This is a genomic window from [Clostridium] aminophilum DSM 10710, assembly GCF_000711825.1.
Classification (GTDB): domain Bacteria; phylum Bacillota; class Clostridia; order Lachnospirales; family Lachnospiraceae; genus Clostridium_R; species Clostridium_R aminophilum.
In genome coordinates, this window is sequence record NZ_JONJ01000002.1 from 154,063 (window position 1) to 170,751 (window position 16,689).

General features: G+C 48.0%; 16 protein-coding genes. 13 read left to right on the top strand and 3 right to left on the bottom strand.

Going from position 1 to position 16,689, the window contains the following annotated elements; all coding sequences use genetic code 11:
• The first annotated feature begins 234 nt into the window (after window positions 1-234).
• The 13 genes from BR86_RS0102690 to BR86_RS0102750 all read left to right on the top strand — a co-directional run bounded on the left by BR86_RS0102690 (window position 235) and on the right by BR86_RS0102750 (window position 12,453).
• Window positions 235-1,683, top strand: a complete 1,449-nt coding sequence (locus BR86_RS0102690; protein ID WP_031471465.1) for an aminotransferase class I/II-fold pyridoxal phosphate-dependent enzyme — start codon at window positions 235-237, stop codon at window positions 1,681-1,683.
• A gap of 30 nt (window positions 1,684-1,713) precedes the next feature.
• The gene (speE, locus tag BR86_RS0102695) at window positions 1,714-2,574 is read left to right on the top strand and encodes a polyamine aminopropyltransferase (RefSeq protein WP_031471466.1); all 861 of its coding nucleotides are present in this window, start codon (window positions 1,714-1,716) and stop codon (window positions 2,572-2,574) included.
• Window positions 2,571-3,833, top strand: coding sequence for a saccharopine dehydrogenase family protein (locus BR86_RS0102700; protein WP_031471467.1), 1,263 nt, complete (start codon window positions 2,571-2,573; stop codon window positions 3,831-3,833). The genes speE and BR86_RS0102700 overlap by 4 nt, the downstream gene beginning before the upstream one ends.
• Before the next feature lie 132 nt (window positions 3,834-3,965).
• A complete protein-coding gene (nspC, locus tag BR86_RS0102705) occupies window positions 3,966-5,129 on the top strand; it encodes a carboxynorspermidine decarboxylase (protein WP_031471468.1) in 1,164 nt (387 codons plus the stop codon).
• 231 nt (window positions 5,130-5,360) lie between these two features.
• Window positions 5,361-6,482, top strand: a complete 1,122-nt coding sequence (gene aguA, locus BR86_RS0102710; RefSeq protein WP_031471469.1) for an agmatine deiminase — start codon at window positions 5,361-5,363, stop codon at window positions 6,480-6,482.
• A 149-nt stretch (window positions 6,483-6,631) separates the two neighbouring features.
• Window positions 6,632-7,495, top strand: coding sequence for a nitrilase-related carbon-nitrogen hydrolase (locus BR86_RS0102715; RefSeq protein WP_031471470.1), 864 nt, complete (start codon window positions 6,632-6,634; stop codon window positions 7,493-7,495).
• A gap of 162 nt (window positions 7,496-7,657) precedes the next feature.
• Entirely contained in the window at window positions 7,658-8,155 is a 498-nt protein-coding gene (locus BR86_RS0102720; protein WP_031471471.1) for a CinA family protein, read from the top strand.
• A gap of 131 nt (window positions 8,156-8,286) precedes the next feature.
• Window positions 8,287-9,273 (top strand): serine/threonine protein kinase, encoded by a 987-nt coding sequence (locus BR86_RS15010; RefSeq protein WP_161767263.1) that lies wholly within the window; start codon window positions 8,287-8,289, stop codon window positions 9,271-9,273.
• The gene (locus BR86_RS0102730) at window positions 9,270-9,728 is read left to right on the top strand and encodes a hypothetical protein (protein WP_031471473.1); all 459 of its coding nucleotides are present in this window, start codon (window positions 9,270-9,272) and stop codon (window positions 9,726-9,728) included. The genes BR86_RS15010 and BR86_RS0102730 overlap by 4 nt, the downstream gene beginning before the upstream one ends.
• A gap of 306 nt (window positions 9,729-10,034) precedes the next feature.
• On the top strand, window positions 10,035-10,355 hold the full coding sequence (locus BR86_RS14485) for a helix-turn-helix domain-containing protein (protein ID WP_081843973.1): 321 nt from the start codon (window positions 10,035-10,037) through the stop codon (window positions 10,353-10,355).
• 1 nt (window position 10,356) lies between these two features.
• Window positions 10,357-11,007: a TFIIB-type zinc ribbon-containing protein gene (locus BR86_RS0102740; RefSeq protein WP_031471475.1), complete on the top strand. Its 651-nt coding sequence runs from the start codon at window positions 10,357-10,359 to the stop codon at window positions 11,005-11,007.
• A 55-nt stretch (window positions 11,008-11,062) separates the two neighbouring features.
• On the top strand, window positions 11,063-11,725 hold the full coding sequence (locus BR86_RS15015; RefSeq protein WP_051684538.1) for a hypothetical protein: 663 nt from the start codon (window positions 11,063-11,065) through the stop codon (window positions 11,723-11,725).
• A 38-nt stretch (window positions 11,726-11,763) separates the two neighbouring features.
• Window positions 11,764-12,453 carry a hypothetical protein gene (locus BR86_RS0102750; protein WP_143099298.1) on the top strand — a complete coding sequence of 230 codons (690 nt, stop codon included), beginning with the start codon at window positions 11,764-11,766 and terminating at the stop codon, window positions 12,451-12,453.
• Between the two features lie 305 nt (window positions 12,454-12,758).
• Here BR86_RS0102750 and BR86_RS16260 read toward each other — a convergent pair whose 3' ends face one another.
• From BR86_RS16260 to BR86_RS0102765, 3 genes are all read right to left on the bottom strand, one after another.
• On the bottom strand, window positions 12,759-13,523 hold the full coding sequence (locus tag BR86_RS16260) for a CAP domain-containing protein (RefSeq protein WP_051684539.1): 765 nt from the start codon (window positions 13,521-13,523) through the stop codon (window positions 12,759-12,761).
• Window positions 13,524-13,739: 216 nt separating this feature from the next.
• The gene (locus BR86_RS15020; RefSeq protein WP_051684540.1) at window positions 13,740-15,050 is read right to left on the bottom strand and encodes an HD-GYP domain-containing protein; all 1,311 of its coding nucleotides are present in this window, start codon (window positions 15,048-15,050) and stop codon (window positions 13,740-13,742) included.
• A 538-nt stretch (window positions 15,051-15,588) separates the two neighbouring features.
• Window positions 15,589-16,677, bottom strand: coding sequence for a PTS sugar transporter subunit IIC (locus BR86_RS0102765; RefSeq protein WP_051684541.1), 1,089 nt, complete (start codon window positions 16,675-16,677; stop codon window positions 15,589-15,591).
• Between the last annotated feature and the right edge of the window lie 12 nt (window positions 16,678-16,689).

The following is a 16,689-nucleotide window of genomic DNA, read 5'->3' on the forward strand; positions in this document are numbered from 1 at the left end:
TTCCGGCCAACCCTGGACGGGATAAGCGTTTCAGGAGGACTCAAATTTTATAAGGATAGGAATCCTATAGAACGGTCAATAAGAGCAGTCGGCACCATCGCATGCAGGACACTCAGAATGCGATATCTGTTTACTATTACAGAAGAAAGCACGAGCAGACCGCGAGTTTCGGTCTGCTCTTTTTATGTTATTTAAAGTGGACTCGTCCGCTTTGCATTTGTGGGGAAAAAGGAAATGGATCTTATCGCTCAGCGCTCGGCACCGATTCTCGATGCCATGACAGAACTCAGAAAAAGAAGAGTTGTTCCGTTTGATGTACCGGGACATAAGAGGGGCCGCGGGAATCCCGAACTTCTCGAGTTTTTGGGAGAAAAATGCGTTGGAATCGATGTCAATTCGATGAAAATGCTGGACAATCTTGGCCATCCGATCTCTGTTATCCGGGAAGCGGAAGATCTTCTCGCGGATGCGTTTGGTGCAAATCACGCATTCCTGATGGTTGGCGGAACGACCAGTGCCGTTCAGGCAATGATCTTTACCAACATCCGGGAAGGCGAGGAAGTCCTCCTTCCAAGAAACGTACATAAGAGTGTGATCAATGCGCTGGTGTTGTGCGGAGGCATTCCGGTTTACGTTCCGGTTCAGGTCAATCCGAAGATTGGCATTGCGACCGGAATGGAGCTTGACGAAGTTCGAAAAGCGATGGATAGTCATCCGAATGCCAAGGCGATTCTGGTCAATAATCCGACCTATTACGGAATCACATCCGACCTGAAGGGAATCGTTGAACTTGCCCATGCAAGGGGGATAAAGGTACTGGCGGATGAGGCTCACGGCACACATCTGTATTTTGGAGAGAATCTTCCGATCTCCGGCATGGCGGCCGGTGCCGATATGGCAGCGGTATCCATGCATAAATCCGGCGGAAGTCTGACTCAGAGTTCCGTACTTCTGACCGGGTCGGACATTGATCCCGAGTATGTGCGCCAGATTATCAATCTGACACAGACGACGAGCGCATCGTATCTTCTCATGGTTTCGCTGGATATCTCCCGAAGAAATCTTGCACTGCACGGCCGTGAGTCCTTCGGCAAAGTATTTGGCATGGCAGAATATGCCCGTTCCGAGATTAATGAGATCGGCGGATATTACGCCTACGGACGGGAGCTTGTAAACGGGAAGGATGTCCATGATTTCGATGTGACAAAGCTCTCGGTCTACACGCAGGGAATCGGTCTGACCGGTATTGAGGTCTACGACCTGCTCCGCGACGAATATGATATCCAGATCGAATTCGGCGATATCGGAAACATTCTTGCATATATTTCCATCGGCGACCGGCTTCAGGATATCGAACGTCTTGTCGGTGCAATGGAAGATATCAAGGAGCGTTACGGAAAAGACTCTTCGGATCTTTATTGTGGTGATTTCATCAGTCCGGAGCTCGTTGTGAATCCGAAAGAAGCGTTTTATGCGGATAAGGTTCAGCTGCCGCTTCAGGAATCCATCGGCCGGATCTGCGCCGAGATTGTCATGTGCTATCCGCCGGGCATTCCGATTCTGACACCGGGTGAGCGGATCACTCCGGAGATCGTGGAATATATTGAGTTCTCCAGAGAACGGGGCTGTTCTCTGCAGGGAACCATGGATCCGGACTGCCGGAGACTCAACGTGATTCGATAAGACCGGATCAGACAGGAGGAAGAGGGACAAATGGAATTCTGGTTTTCACAGCTTGACACCGAGAATGTCAAGACAACGGTCCGGGTTGAAAAACAGCTGTTTTCCGGTCAGAGTGATTATCAGCGGATTGATGTATTTCAGTCCGATGAGTACGGAAAAATGATTGTTTTGGACGGAGATATCGTTTTCTCGGAAGCAGACGAGTTTATCTATAATGAGATGGTTGTCCATGTACCGATGGCGGTCCATCCGAATGTAAAGAATGTGCTGATCATCGGCGGCGGCGATGGCGGTGTCGCAAAGGTACTGACACAGTACCCGGAGATTGAATCCATCGATGTGGTGGAACCGGATGAAATGTTCATCTCGGTTTCCAGAGAATTCTTTCCGGAAACCGCCAAGGGTTTTGACGACAGCCGTGTGAATATCATCAACATGGACGGTCTCCGCTATCTTCGCCGGTGCGCGGATAAGTACGATCTGATCATCAATGACTCGACGGATCCGTTCGGCCACACCGAAGGTCTGTTTACCAGGGAATTTTACGGAAACTGCAGCCGTGCACTCCACGCCGACGGCGTGATGGTCTATCAGCATGGAAGCCCGTTCTATGACGAGGACGAGGCGGCATTTCGTGCGATGCACCGGAAAGCATTCCGGAGTTTTCCGATCAGCAGAGTCTATCAGGCGAGCATTCCGACATGCCCGGCCGGATACTGGATGTTCGGTTTTGCATCGAAAAAATATCATCCGCTTCGCGATTTCGATCCGAAGCGTTGGAATTCACGCGGGTTAAAAACCTGGTATTATACAACAAATCTTCATCAGGGAGCATTTATGCTTCCCAAATACGTAGAGGACATTTTGTCAGAGGAGGAACATAGAGGATGAGCAGAATTTTAGTGATCGGATGCGGCGGAGTAGCGCAGGTGGCAATTCAGAAAGCGTGTCAGAACGATGAGGTATTCACGGAACTGATGATTGCAAGCCGGACATTATCCAAGTGTGACGAATTAAAAGAAAAGATTGAAAAGAGCGGTTCCAGAACGAAAGTTACGACGGCGAAGGTGGATGCGGACAACACAGAGGAACTGGTAAAACTTATCCGTTCCTATCAGCCGGAGGCTGTTCTCAATGTTGCGCTTCCGTACCAGGATCTGACCATTATGGATGCCTGCCTGGAGACCGGTGTTCACTACATTGATACCGCCAATTATGAGCCGGAAGATACGGAAGATCCGACCTGGCGTCCGATCTATGAGAAGAGATGCAAGGAAAAGGGTTTCTCCGCATATTTTGACTATTCCTGGCAGTGGGCATATGAGGAGCGCTTTAAAAAGGCAGGACTCACCGCGCTTCTCGGAACTGGTTTTGATCCGGGTGTAACTTCTGTGTTTGCGGCATACGCAAAGAAGCACTATTTTGATACGATTGATACCATTGATATTCTGGACTGCAACGGCGGCGATCACGGATACGCTTTTGCTACCAACTTCAATCCGGAAATCAATCTTCGCGAAGTATCCGCACCGGGTTCCTATATGGAAAACGGAAAGTGGATTGAGATCCCGGCAATGAGCATTCACCGCGAGTATGATTTCGAAGGTGTCGGAAAGAAAGATATGTATCTTCTTCACCATGAGGAGATTGAGGCACTTGGAAGGAATATGCCGGAGGTAAAACGCATCCGTTTCTTCATGACCTTTGGTCAGAGTTATCTGGATCATATGCGCTGCCTCGAAGATGTGGGTATGCTTTCCACCGAACCGGTGAACTTTAACGGCACCGAGATTGTCCCGATTCAGTTCCTGAAGGCACTTCTTCCGGATCCGGCGTCTCTCGGCCCGCGTACAAAGGGAAAGACCAACATCGGCTGCATTTTTACCGGAAAGAAGGATGGAAAAGAGCGCAGCATTTATATCTACAATGTATGTGATCATCAGGAGTGCTACCGCGAAGTCGGCTCTCAGGCGATCTCCTATACCACCGGTGTTCCGGCGATGATCGGAACCATGCTGGTGGCAAACGGTCAGTGGAAAAAACCGGGCGTCTTTACTACCGATGAGTTTGATCCGGATCCGTACATGGAGGCACTGAACAAATGGGGGCTTCCGTGGAAGGTTGTCGAGAATCCGACTCTGGTAGACTGATCCGGAGAACAATATTACAGACACATGCACAGGTTTACGGCTACAAAGCCGTCCTGCTGCATATTCCGCGGACCGTCTTATCAGTTTTATAGAATGAAACGGTTCAGTATGAACATTTGAGGAGGCAGAAGAATGGAAATTAGTAAGATTCCGACACCGGCCTATGTAATCGACGAGAAGAAAATGAAGGAGAATCTCGAGATTCTGCGGGATACCGCCGATCAGGCCGGCTGTAAAATTCTGCTTGCCCAGAAGGCGTTTTCCGGTTTCTGCGAGTATCCGCTGATCGCCCGGTATCTTGCCGGTGCGACCGCCAGCAGTCTTCACGAGGCGAAGCTCGGGCATGAGGAGATGGGAAAAGAAAACCATATCTTTTCCTGCGCATACCGGCCGGACGAAATCCGGGAGATTGCGGAAATCTGCGATCATATTGTGGTAAATTCCTATTCGCAGCTTGAGAAATACGGAGAGACTATAGCATCTCTTCATCCGGCAGGACACACCGGCATCGGTCTCCGGATCAATCCGGAGTGTTCCACGCAGACGGACCATGCAATTTATGATCCGTGTGCGCCGGGATCCCGGTTTGGAGTGACGTCGGAACGTCTGAAAGCGGCGATTCGACGTAAGCCGAAAGTCTGGAAGTATGTGGAAGGAATTCATTTTCACACGTTGTGTGAGCAGAATTCCGATGATCTGGAGACAACGCTTCAGGCGGTCGAAGACAAGTTCGGTGATATTCTTTCACAGCCGCAGATCCGCTGGCTCAATATGGGCGGCGGTCATCACATTACGCGGCCGGATTATGACCGGGAGCGTCTGATCCGGCTGGTTCGTCATATGAAAGAAACATACCGTGTCGAAGTTTATCTCGAACCGGGAGAAGCGATTGCGCTGAATGCAGGATATCTTGTTACCGAGGTGATGGATCAGGTGGAAAACGGGATCACGACGCTGATTTTGGATGCATCCGCCGCCTGCCATATGCCGGATGTGATTGAGATGCCGTACCGGCCGCCGCTGCGGGATTCCGGTCAGCCAGGCGAAAAAGAGTATACCTACCGCCTGTCTTCCTGTACGTGCCTTTCCGGCGATATCATCGGAGATTACTCCTTCGATCATGAAGTTCAGGAGGGAGAACGGCTCTATTTCGAAGACATGGCGATTTACTCGATGGTGAAAAACAATACGTTTAACGGCATTGGCCTTCCGTCCATCTGGGCGATGGATGAACATGGAGATTGCCGTCTTATCCGAAGCTTCGGATATGAGGATTTTAAGAACCGGCTTTCCTGAGAAAGCTTTCTTCATTGTCAGCAGACTGAACGGAAGTCTCTTTTCGTGATAATCTCTTTGAATCCCGTGAAAAGTGCTGGATGGCGTTTTGACAGGTATATGGACCGGTTTATTTCAAACGTTTGCAGTAACAGCAAACGTTTGAAGTATTCTGCGGATGGGCGATGAGTTTCGCCGGATGCATGATCCGCCGGAATCAATGCCTGAAATGGTAAAAAGGAAAACACAGATATGTTTATCAAAAAAATGATGCCGGCGGAAGAAGGATTCCGTATGCCGGCGGAATACGAGAATCATCGCGGCACCGTTCTGATCTGGCCGATTCGTCCGGGGTCCTGGCCGTATGACGGAAAGGACGCGCAGAAGGTCTTTGCGGAGATTGCACATGAGCTCTCCCGTTTCGAGGAAGTATGGGTTCTGGCGGATACGTCGCATCGTGAACAGGCAGAGAATTTTCTGGATCCGGTTTGCTATCCGATTCATGTACTGACGATTCCTACCGACGACAGCTGGGCGCGGGATGTCGGGCCGACCTGTGTTGTGAACGACAAAGGAACGGTTCGTGGAATCGATTGGCAGTTCAATGCGTGGGGCGGCGAATACAATGGACTTTATCCTTCATGGGAGAAGGATAATGCAGCGGCCCGTTCGATCTGCGAAGCGCTGAATATCGACTGCTATGACGCTCAGGACTTTGTTCTGGAGGGGGGCTCCATTCACACTGACGGCGAGGGAACGGTCGTTGTGACGGAAGAATGTCTCCTCAGTCCGGGGAGAAATCCGGAAATGACCCGGGAGCAGATTGAGGACCGTCTGAAGAAGATGCTGAATGCGGAAAAGGTCATCTGGCTTCCGTGCGGAATCTATCATGACGAGACGGATGGGCATGTGGATAACATTTTTGCATTCACCTCGCCTGGTGAGGCTGTCCTTGCCTGGACCGACGATACGGAAGATCCGCAGTACGAACTGAGCAAAAGAGATCTGGATGTACTGCAAAGAGAAACGGATGCGAAGGGAAGAAAAATCCGCGTCCATAAGCTTTACATTCCCAAAGAGCCGGTTCGTATCGGCGAAGAAGACCTGAGAGGACTTCAGGCGGAACCGGGAGAAGACGAGCGGGAAGTTGGAGAACGTCTTGCGGCAAGCTATGTAAATTTTTATGTAGGAAACGGCTGTGTTCTTGTTCCGCAGTTTGGGGATGAGAATGACGTCAGCGCATGTGAACTTTTGAAGCAGCTTTTTCCGGGACGGGAAGTGATTCCGGTTCCGGCGAGAGCAATTATCGTCGGAGGCGGCAATATTCACTGCATCACCCAGCAGATTCCGGGAACTCCCGGACAGGGCGCCTGATTCCGGACCGTCTCATGTATCCCATATAAATTACGGCGTACATGAGACGGATACTGCGAAGTTCGAATAAGATGGATGCGGCGGATTTTGGCTGGCGGCGGCTATGCCGGAAGCCGTGCAGATCTGTGAAAACGGTGGGAGAAACGAAGATGAGAAATATAACAATCGGAACGGTTCAGATGTCGATGACCGCTTCTCCGGAGGAAAACATTGAAAAAGCGGATCAGATGACCAGAAAGGCGGTTTCTTCCGGCGCGCAGGTCATCCTGCTGCCGGAACTCTTTGAACGCCCGTATTTCTGCCAGGAAAGACGATACGAATATTATGCGTTTGCGTCTCCTGTTCAGGATAATGCCGCTGTGAGGCATTTTCAAAAAGTATGCAAAGACCTCCATGTGGCGATGCCGATCAGTTTCTACGAAAAGGACGGAACGGTGCTCTACAACAGCATTGCAATGATCGGGACCGACGGTGAAATTATGGGTGTCTACCGGAAAACGCATATTCCGGATGACCATTTCTATCAGGAGAAGTTCTATTTTACGCCGGGCGACACCGGTTACAGAGTCTGGAAGACAGAGTTCGGCACCATCGGTGTCGGAATCTGCTGGGATCAGTGGTTCCCGGAGCCGGCAAGGAAGATGGCGCTCCTTGGCGCAGAAGTGCTACTGTATCCGACGGCAATCGGTTCGGAGCCGGTTCTCGAAACGGACAGCATGCCGCACTGGAGAAGATGTATGCAGGGACATTCCGGCAGCAATCTGATGCCGGTGGCGGCAGCAAACCGCATCGGACTGGAGCGTGTAACTCCGTGTCCGGAGAACAATATGCAGGATTCTTCTCTCCAATTCTACGGTTCATCCTTTATTACGGATCAGACCGGTGCGATCGTTCGGGACGGCAGCCGGGATAAGGAAGAAGTTTTGACCGCCTCCTATGATCTGGATGAGTTGGAAGACTTTCGTATGTCCTGGGGCGTATTCCGCGACCGCCGGCCGGAATATGACGGATAATACGGAGCAAGACGCGAAAATCAAGAGGCAGAGAGGATGTTTTTTTCGGTGAATAGGAAATGCATGTTTGCTGTGTTTGCGGCAGGATGTATTTGTGCTGTCGGTTGCGGGACCGCAGCCAGGCAGACCCCAGCGGAAACGGCAGGAAAAGAAGAGGATCAAATGCTCGATTATGATAAGGTTCGAAAAAAATATGACATTCTTGTCCGTGAGCTGATTGAAAAACAAATTACGATCACAACAATGGAAAGCTGTACTTCCGGGCAGATTGCGTCTCTGCTTACGGACACGGAAGGGGCCTCCGCGATTATGAAGGGCGCATTTGTCACATACAGCAATGAGGCGAAAATCCGTCAGGGTGTTCCAGCGGAGGTCATTGACCGATATGGTGTCTATTCAAAGGAGACCGCGTCGGAAATGGCCAGGGTATGCCGCGACTTCTATGGAACCGATATCGGGATCGGCGTGACGGGAAGCTTCGGGAACACGGATCCGAACAACCCGGACAGTGTTCCGGGGAAAGTGTATTTTGCGATTGCAACAGGAGAGCAGACGGAAGGCTATGATTGCAAGGTTCCGCCGCAGCCGACAAGACTGGCGTATAAGCTGTATATGGCGGATATCATTGCGGATGAACTGATACGAAAGATAAAAAAATGAATTCTGCGTCGACTCAAAAGATAAAATATGTGGATCCGTCTGCTTTTTCTTCGGAAAAAGAAGAGGGATCCTTTGATTATTGCACACGCTGTTTTGCCTCGCTTTTGCTTCAGAAGGGATTCGATCCCAGCATGAAGTACTGGGTTTGCAGGGGATGCGGACAGATGTTGATCAATCCGGAAATTGACACTGAATCAAATATTGTCTGGTGCTGCGATCAATGCGGTGAACCCATGAATGATCAGCCGGGTTTTGATGAAAAATACGGCCGGTGGAAATGCGAATTCTGTGGATATGAAAACAGGCTCGATCCGGGAGAGATATACACTACGGAGGAAGAGTTTTGGGCAGAAAAAAACAATCCATATAAGGGAATGACCGATGAAGAAGTTTTGATGCTGTCGGTTTATACCGATGAGGAACCTATTGCCGGAAGAGATGACATTTCTCTTGTATATAACAGGGAGCAGGGTATCATCTATGTTAAGAAGTTCCTTCGGATTTATGATAAAAGCGTGTATCAGTACCTGAAAGAGCATCCGGTAGCACATATGCCGCGGATTGTGGAACTATATGAAGGAGATAATGGATTAATCGTTATTGAGGAGTATATTCATGGTTTGACTTTGGAAGAACTTCTGAAGGATAAGCTGATACTTCCAAAACACGCTGTATATATCGCAAAGAGAATTTGTGAGGTTTTGGATTCACTGCATCATCTGCCTACTCCAATTGTGCATCGCGATGTGAAACCTTCAAACATCATTATTTCAGTCGATGCGGAAACTTATCTTTTGGATATGAATGTGGCAAAATGGTATAAACCGGATCAGTCAGAGGATACGCGTTATCTTGGAACCGAGAACTACGCTGCACCGGAACAGGTTGGATACGGAATGACCGGCTCCTGCGTAAAATCGGATATCTATGCAGTGGGCATGTTGTTAAATGTGATGCTTACGGGCACATTTCCAAAAGAAAAGAAAGCTTCCGGGAAAATATGGGATGTGATCGAGCGGTGCATCCGATTGGATGCGGACCAGCGATATACGGCAAGGGAAGTAATTGATGCACTTGAGTCATTGGATGAAATGGGAGCAATAGGGGAAGCGACTTGAAGAAATATAAATCCACGGATGAATTAAACCGGCTTTTGGAGAATGTGAGACCGGAACAATTGGAGAACTATCTGACAATTCATCAAAGAGATATGTTTGATGAGAAGAAAGCATTTTATTATTTTATGAAAGACGTTTTCGATGAGAGAAAGATTTCCTTGAAAGACATATACATTGCGTCCGGTGTTTCGGAATCCTATGGCGGACAGATTCTGAGAATGGAAAAACATACCGAAAACCGGGATCTGATTCTGCGTTTCTGTCTTGCCGGCAAATTTGACTTGAAGGAGACGAACCGGGCTTTAAAATTATATGGTTTTCGTGAATTGTACTCGAAAGATGTGCGGGATGCCTGCATCATTGTCGCAATCAGCAACCGCATTTTTGATTTTGCGGCGATTGATGAGGTATTGACGGATCGTAACCAAAAAAAGATTTCCTGTGATATGGAATAATAATTTTAAGAGATTCTCACCGATTCGGTGGGAATCTTTTTTGTTGAAAAAGGTAATCTATAAATGAAGTAATGACATGTTTACGTAGAGTAAACAAGAAGTAATTTGATAACTGTCGACAGACAGACTAATCTAAATATAGAAAATTGCAGAATTATTTTGATAAATTTACTTACCACATGCGATCAAGACAGGCGTTTTGAATGGTCGTGTGACAATTCTGCAATGAAGAACGTGTGTGTACGGTATCGGATGATGATTTCATTACAACGTTCAGCCGTAATCAACATGGTGAGGGGAAGAAGTATGAAGGAACAAAGCTTGGGAAGGTTTATTTCAGCAAGAAGGAAAAAAATGCGACTCACACAGGAAGAATTGGCGGACAAAGTCAATGTATCCAAATCCGCGGTTGCAAAGTGGGAGACCGATGGCGGCCTGCCGGATCGGGATAATCTGAAGAAAATTGCAGAAGTGATGAATGTTTCTGTGGATGATCTCCACCGTGTGATTAAGAAGGAACCCCCAAAATCGTTTGATTTGAGTGTAAATATTACGCCGGAGGTGATCGCTGTGCTGGAGGCGCACGGATATATAGTAATCAGTCCGGATGGGGAAGGAGAGAGGTAAGATGGCAGTGGAATTTATTTCTGTAAAGTGTCCGAGTTGCGGTGCCGATCTGTCTGTTGAACATGGGCGCGGAATCACATACTGTAATTATTGCGGAACCAAAATTTTGATTCAAAATGATCGGGAACACGTTTATCGCAGCATCGATGAAGCACGGATTAAGGAAGTGGAGAGCGAACAGCTTCTTAGGCTGCGTGAACTGGAAATTGAAGAGAAGGATAAAGAGCGGGAAAGGAAAACAAGATATGTCGCGTTTGGAATTGCATTTGCGTTCCTTCTTGGAGGGGCATTCATAGCAATTTTCAATGAAACCGCCGGTATGTTCGGGATTCTGATTGCTATGATGATTGCAGCATATACGATACCATTTAGTCAGAAAAAGAAAAGAAGAATTCTCTCGAACGACCATCAAGTTCAGATTTCCGATAAAATGTCGAGATGGCAGGATAAGAATTACAATACGATTTCGATGCTGTTTCGGACAGCGGGCTTTGTAAATGTGACGGAGGTTCCGCTTCATGATCTGAATATGTTTAATCAGATGAAGAATGGACAGATCGAAGAGGTCATGATCAATGGGGAAGATGATTTTGATGAAGGAGACATTTTCTCTAAGGACGCGAAAGTAATGATTACATATCATTGCAAATGAAAGTGACAATTCACGATAGAAATAAGGAAGATCGTGAAAAGTGAGGAGGAAGGTTATGAAAAAAATGTTTCAGAAACTGCTGATTCCGAGTGTGGTGTTATCGATGGCTCTTCCGATGACCGCATCGGCCGGTTGGGAACAAAACAATGTGGGCTGGTGGTATTCTCATCCGAATGGCACATATACGACCAATAACTGGGAGCTGATCGGCGGAAAATGGTATTACTTTGACGGAAGCGGATATATGCTCCATGATACATCGACGCCGGACGGGTTTTGGGTCGGATCAGACGGGGCATGGGTGGAATCTGTGGTGATTGGACAAAATGCAGTGTCCGGTCCGGCGGGGAACGGACAGATCAATCCGGGAAATGCTTCCGAGTACAGGAGACTGAATTCAACCAGTCAAAAGAGTTCGTATCAATCAAATGCTACCTTAAAAAAGAAGAGTTATAAGTCAACGAAAAAAAGGACGGAAGAAAAAGAGAAGAACGCAGAAGAGAAAGCGGAATCTAAATACGAATCGATCTATAAGAAATACAAGAAAAAACTTCAGGAATGCGATGGGAGCATTGAGGATTTAGCGGAGATCCAGGTTGAAGGAACAGAGAAGATGGCGGATGTTTGGCTGAAAAACGGAGGAAAATATAAAGTATATGAAGACTGGGCCATGAAGTTATATGCCGTCTATGAAAAAGAGGCAAAGAAGAGGTTTTGAAACTGAATGAATGATTAGATTGAGAAGGAGGAATAAGATTGACTGCTAAAAATATTATTGTTTGGTTGTGTGCAATGATTGTTTCGGTTTTTTGTTCGTTTTCCGCAATTGCAGATGAAAATGTTCCGCAGTCTCTGGAGAAGATGAGTGATGGCGGATATTTTGATCCTGATTTCTTTCAACAGATGTACCCTGAACTGATCGCATCCATCGGGACTGATCCGACAATCAATTATCAGCATTATCTTCGGTATGGTCAGTGTCAGGGATGGAAGCCTTTTTCGGATGAGGTAGCATCAAAGATTCAGTCATTAACCTATCAGCCCGGAAATATCGTGGTTCCAGCATCGGTAAAGAGTCATCCGGAAGGAAAGCATACGTTGGTATACACGGATTCCAATGTGGATATTTTCTATCAGAGCATCAGTTCCGCTGCAAGCGGTCTGAATGGAACAAAGAAAATGGGGTTATGTTTTGACGTAGTCAATAAAACATCAGATACACTTCATATGTACGGCGATTTACTGTCTATCAACAATCAGATGCGTAAGAATATTTTTTCGGTAACTTCTTTCCCGAATTCTTCCTCGGAGAAATACTGCCGCACCGATTATCCGGATGAGGAATTTGATCAGATTGCAAATGCAACTTTTCAGGTAAAATACAAAATCGGTGACGATGGATATGATTATACACCTGTCAAATTCAATCTGATTTTCTATCATTGAGAAAGAAAACGTTTTTATCAGTGAATATTTGATTTCGGAGGAATGAGAATGATGAAGACTTGAGGTAGAGTTCGAATAAAAGTTGGGGGAAAAGGACATAATCAGGTTATTCCTTGAGCATTGAGGCTTGGTTGCTGAACAAAATGAGCCGGTGAGGACGAAGGGTCTCATCGGCTCATAGTTTTTTCTACCATCAGGGAAATCAGCATTCGTGCTAACGGAAGGCTGGATCTGATATATCACGATTAGTATTTTTATGATGCAGAAAAAATCGTGCTATTTACAAACGGCCCTCCTATGTACCATCATCCGCCGAATTCCTGAACCCAGTAATATACCCCGTCTGCATAATTGACGCTAATGCCAATTTCGGTGATTTTTGAATTCAGGATGTTTTTCCGGTGGCCGGAGGACCCCATCCAACCGCTCATGACGCTGTCCGCCGTTGAAAAGCCGCTGGCAAGGTTTTCGGCGATGATACGATAGTTATCGTATCCGTTCTCTTCAAAGGCGGTACTGAAAGAACTGCCGTCCGGGCGGTTATGGGTTTGATCCATAAAGATCGGGATTTCCTGCGCACGGACACCGGCAACCGCATCCAGAGTGTCGTCTCGTTTCAGAGATCGGAGTCCTTCCTTTGCCCGTTCCTGGTTGACGAGCTGAAATACCTGATCTGCAAGCTGATTTCCGACCGAAACGGTGGAGCCTGCGGATTGATCGGATGCAGCTCCAGCTGCCTGTTTGTCATAAGCGGAAGAAGCAGCGGAAGGAAGCCATTTGCCGGAACCATCGACATAACAGCCGTCCGGAAGGAGCGTGTCGGCTGCCATCGCGCCGCTGTCATAGAGAAAATACCATTCATTGCCAAGTTTCTGCCAACCGGTCATCATGGCGCCGGAGGGGGCGAGATAGTACCATGTTCCGTCAAGTTTCTGCCAACCGGTCATCATGGCGCCGGAGGAAGCGAGATAGTACCACGTTCCGTCAATCTTCTGCCAGCCGGTCATCATGGCGCCGTCTGTGCCGGTGTAATACCAGACGCTGCCGTCCTGAACCCAGCCAGTCTGCATTTTTCCTGCTTCCCGGGACGAAGGCGCCTTGTCGTGAACCGGGCCGGTGCTGTGTGCAAATGCAGTCAATGGGGTGAGGGAAGAAAGCAACAGGCCGAAAACGGCAATCCGTGTCATTTTTTTGCGAAGGGTTCTTTTGTGCATTGGTGACTCCATACTTGATATTTTTGCTGAAAGTATTCGTTCTGAAAGATTATATCTCAAATCCATCCCGGCTTAATCGGGATATGCTTTTCGGACAATTTCGATGTCGTTAAAGCATGAACAGAACGCATCGACAACAGCCGGAGAAAAGTGCTTTCCCGTCTGATTCATGATCTCTGCTTTCGCTGTCTCCGGGGGCCAGGCGTCTTTGTAGGCGCGTTTACTGGTCAGGGCGTCATACACGTCGGCCACGGCGACGATCTGTGCAGTAAGGGAGATCTGATCTCCGTGAAGACCGCGGGGATATCCGGAGCCGTCCCACTTCTCATGATGCTCATATGCGATATCTCTCGCAATATTCATGACCGTTCCGTCCGAATGGGAGAGCAGCTGATCGCCGTATGTCGTGTGTGTCTTCATAATTTCAAACTCTTTTTCATCCAGAGAACCTTGTTTTTCCAAAATCTCCAGAGGGATCATCAGTTTTCCTACATCGTGCATCATGGATGCAACGCGAATGTAAGCGGCATTTTCCGTATCCTGCCCGAGTTTTTTTGCAAGGAGCTGAGAATACTCGGCAACACGGCGCACGTGTTTGCCGGTTTCACCGGACTTGGCTTCCATGATCTCCGCGAAGGTCTGGATAATGTTCTCCTGCGCATGGAGGAATTTATTCATATAATCCAGTTTGATATCCGATTCCCGCGCACTGCTGATGCCCATTTTGAAAAAGGCGGAGAAAAATGCTGCGACGATCAGGGCGATAAAATCAATCCAGAGCATCCGGAAAGTGAACTGAGACTGTCTTACCGTAAAAATCATACTGGCAGACAGCATTTCCGAGAGGACGACTTTGAGTGCAACCATGTAACCGGCGATTACCTTCCGGTTGATGGCGTTATCGGATGCCATAATGTAGGAGAAACAGCCCTTGTAATCAACATACACGATGAGCTGAAGTATCGTGAATGCGAGGAGTTTCGTGGGCAGATCAACCGAAAGGATCGTGGACATGGAGTCGGCACAGGAAAACTCCAGACAGAGCACAAGGGCCAGCCAGTAATTGGAACTTTTGATTACTTTTCGGTACAGAAAAATCGGAAGGCTCAGTGCAAGGATTTCCAGCGTGATGGAAATCTGTGAGAGGATGGAAATCAAGTGTTCTTCCGCTGTCCAGCCGGTGATTTGATGGAAGGTGCCGAACCCGACCTGATAGGAAATCAGGGTCAGGATGGAGGGAGAAACGAACAGCAATGCCAGGGATTTCCAGCTGAGGCGTTCATGTTCGGGATGATATTTATAGATAACATGTGAATTCGCCACAGCGAACCAGATGGATATGAATATCGTTGAGATCAGATGATCTACTATCGGTGGATGCATAATGAGTACTCCTTCGGTATAATGGCGCTGTTTCTACTTTAATGAATGATTTTTCGTTGGAACAGTGAGATATACTGTATTAATTATACATTGAAAATGAAAAAATGAAAAATGATCTTTTGCAATTAATTGAATAAAAAAGCGAGATTATACGTCATTGGAGAGGATATGACAGAATTGAAGGAAGCGGAAGAAAAAAGATAAGAACATTGCCGGATAAAAAGGCAAAAGAGAAAGACAGGACCGGATGGCATACCCGGATAAAAAGACGAAATGAAGTACAGAGCGGGAAAAACAAGAAAATAATAACCGTATGAAAAAAATGAATTTGGTCAGAAAGAATTGGTTGACGAATAACAGAAACAGGAAATGGCGCAGTCAAAAATCCGATGGATTATGACTGCGCCATTTCCTTTGAAAAACCGTGGCATTGCCGGAGGATTTTGGGAAAAATCATGACATTTACCGGAGGATTTTTGGAAAAAATCGTACCATTTACCGTGGGATCTGAGGGAAGACGGGGATAATTTGCGTTTTCTCAGAGGTCCAGCTTCAGATCGCCTTCCCGGATCCATCCAATCTTACGCATCATTCCACAGAAGACATAAGAGAGGATTGCGGGAAGGATGAAGCAGATCAGCATCATTCCGAGCCAGTCGAAGGAGGTGATGGCCGTCTTGGTTCCCGCTGCGATGTCGGTGAGCCAACCGGTATAGACACCGATCTGTCCAACCAGACCGCAGGTCCCCATTCCGGAAGAAACTGCAGCGCCGTTCATTCGAAAATCAAAGATGCAGGTCGCAATCGGACCGGTGATGGCACTTGCAAGGATCGGCGGAAGCCAGATCCGCGGATTGCGGACAATATTCCCCATCTGAAGCATGGAGGTTCCAAGTCCCTGGGCGAAAAGACCACCCCAGCGGTTTTCTTTAAAACTCATTACCGCGAAACCGATCATCTGCGCACAGCAGCCGGCAACCGCAGCACCGCCGGCGAGACCGGTCAGGCTGAGCGCCGCACAGATTGCTGCGGAAGAAATCGGAAGTGTGAGGGCGATTCCGACGATCACCGACACGAGAATTCCCATAAAGAAGGGCTGAAGTTCGGTTGCCCACATAATGGCATTGCCGACGCTGGAAGCTGCAAAGCCGATGGCCGGAGCAAAAAAGATGGAGAGAACGGCACCGACTAAAATTGTGACGGCAGGAGTCACAATGATGTCAATCGGGGTCTCTTTGGAAACGGCCTTTCCGAATTCGGCTGCGACAATGGTGATCAGAAGAACCGCAAGCGGGCCGCCGGCACCGCCAAGAGAATTGGCTGCGATTCCGACTCCGGCAAGCGTAAAGAGGACAAGCGGCGGTGCCTGAAGTGCATATCCGATGGATACGGCCATTGCCGGTCCGGTCGCCTGTGATGCGTACCCGCCGATCTCCGCCAGAATCGGGATTCCGAGCTGTTTTCCGAGTGTCGAGATGATGGTTCCGATCAGGAGTGACGCGAAAAGACCCTGCGCCATGGCAGAGAGCGCATCGATTCCATACCGCTGCGGGCTGAATTTAATGTTCTTTCTTTCAAGAAAACGTCCAAAAGAGGACGTCTCGTTTCCTGTGTTCTGCGTATTCATACTGCTTTCCCT

Bases quoted from the DNA above. Each gene is read 5' to 3' on its own strand.
- BR86_RS15020 (WP_051684540.1), bottom strand. From the start codon at position 15,050: ATGCATCCACCGATAGTAGATCATCTGATCTCAACGATATTCATATCC.
- BR86_RS0102720 (WP_031471471.1), top strand. From the start codon at position 7,658: ATGCTCGATTATGATAAGGTTCGAAAAAAATATGACATTCTTGTCCGT.
- BR86_RS0102715 (WP_031471470.1), top strand. From the start codon at position 6,632: ATGAGAAATATAACAATCGGAACGGTTCAGATGTCGATGACCGCTTCT.
- BR86_RS0102690 (WP_031471465.1), top strand. From the start codon at position 235: ATGGATCTTATCGCTCAGCGCTCGGCACCGATTCTCGATGCCATGACA.
- BR86_RS15015 (WP_051684538.1), top strand. From the start codon at position 11,063: ATGAAAAAAATGTTTCAGAAACTGCTGATTCCGAGTGTGGTGTTATCG.
- BR86_RS15010 (WP_161767263.1), top strand. From the start codon at position 8,287: ATGAAGTACTGGGTTTGCAGGGGATGCGGACAGATGTTGATCAATCCG.
- aguA (WP_031471469.1), top strand. From the start codon at position 5,361: ATGTTTATCAAAAAAATGATGCCGGCGGAAGAAGGATTCCGTATGCCG.
- BR86_RS0102740 (WP_031471475.1), top strand. From the start codon at position 10,357: ATGGCAGTGGAATTTATTTCTGTAAAGTGTCCGAGTTGCGGTGCCGAT.
- BR86_RS14485 (WP_081843973.1), top strand. From the start codon at position 10,035: ATGAAGGAACAAAGCTTGGGAAGGTTTATTTCAGCAAGAAGGAAAAAA.
- nspC (WP_031471468.1), top strand. From the start codon at position 3,966: ATGGAAATTAGTAAGATTCCGACACCGGCCTATGTAATCGACGAGAAG.
- BR86_RS16260 (WP_051684539.1), bottom strand. From the start codon at position 13,523: ATGCAGACTGGCTGGGTTCAGGACGGCAGCGTCTGGTATTACACCGGC.
- speE (WP_031471466.1), top strand. From the start codon at position 1,714: ATGGAATTCTGGTTTTCACAGCTTGACACCGAGAATGTCAAGACAACG.
- BR86_RS0102765 (WP_051684541.1), bottom strand. From the start codon at position 16,677: ATGAATACGCAGAACACAGGAAACGAGACGTCCTCTTTTGGACGTTTT.
- BR86_RS0102700 (WP_031471467.1), top strand. From the start codon at position 2,571: ATGAGCAGAATTTTAGTGATCGGATGCGGCGGAGTAGCGCAGGTGGCA.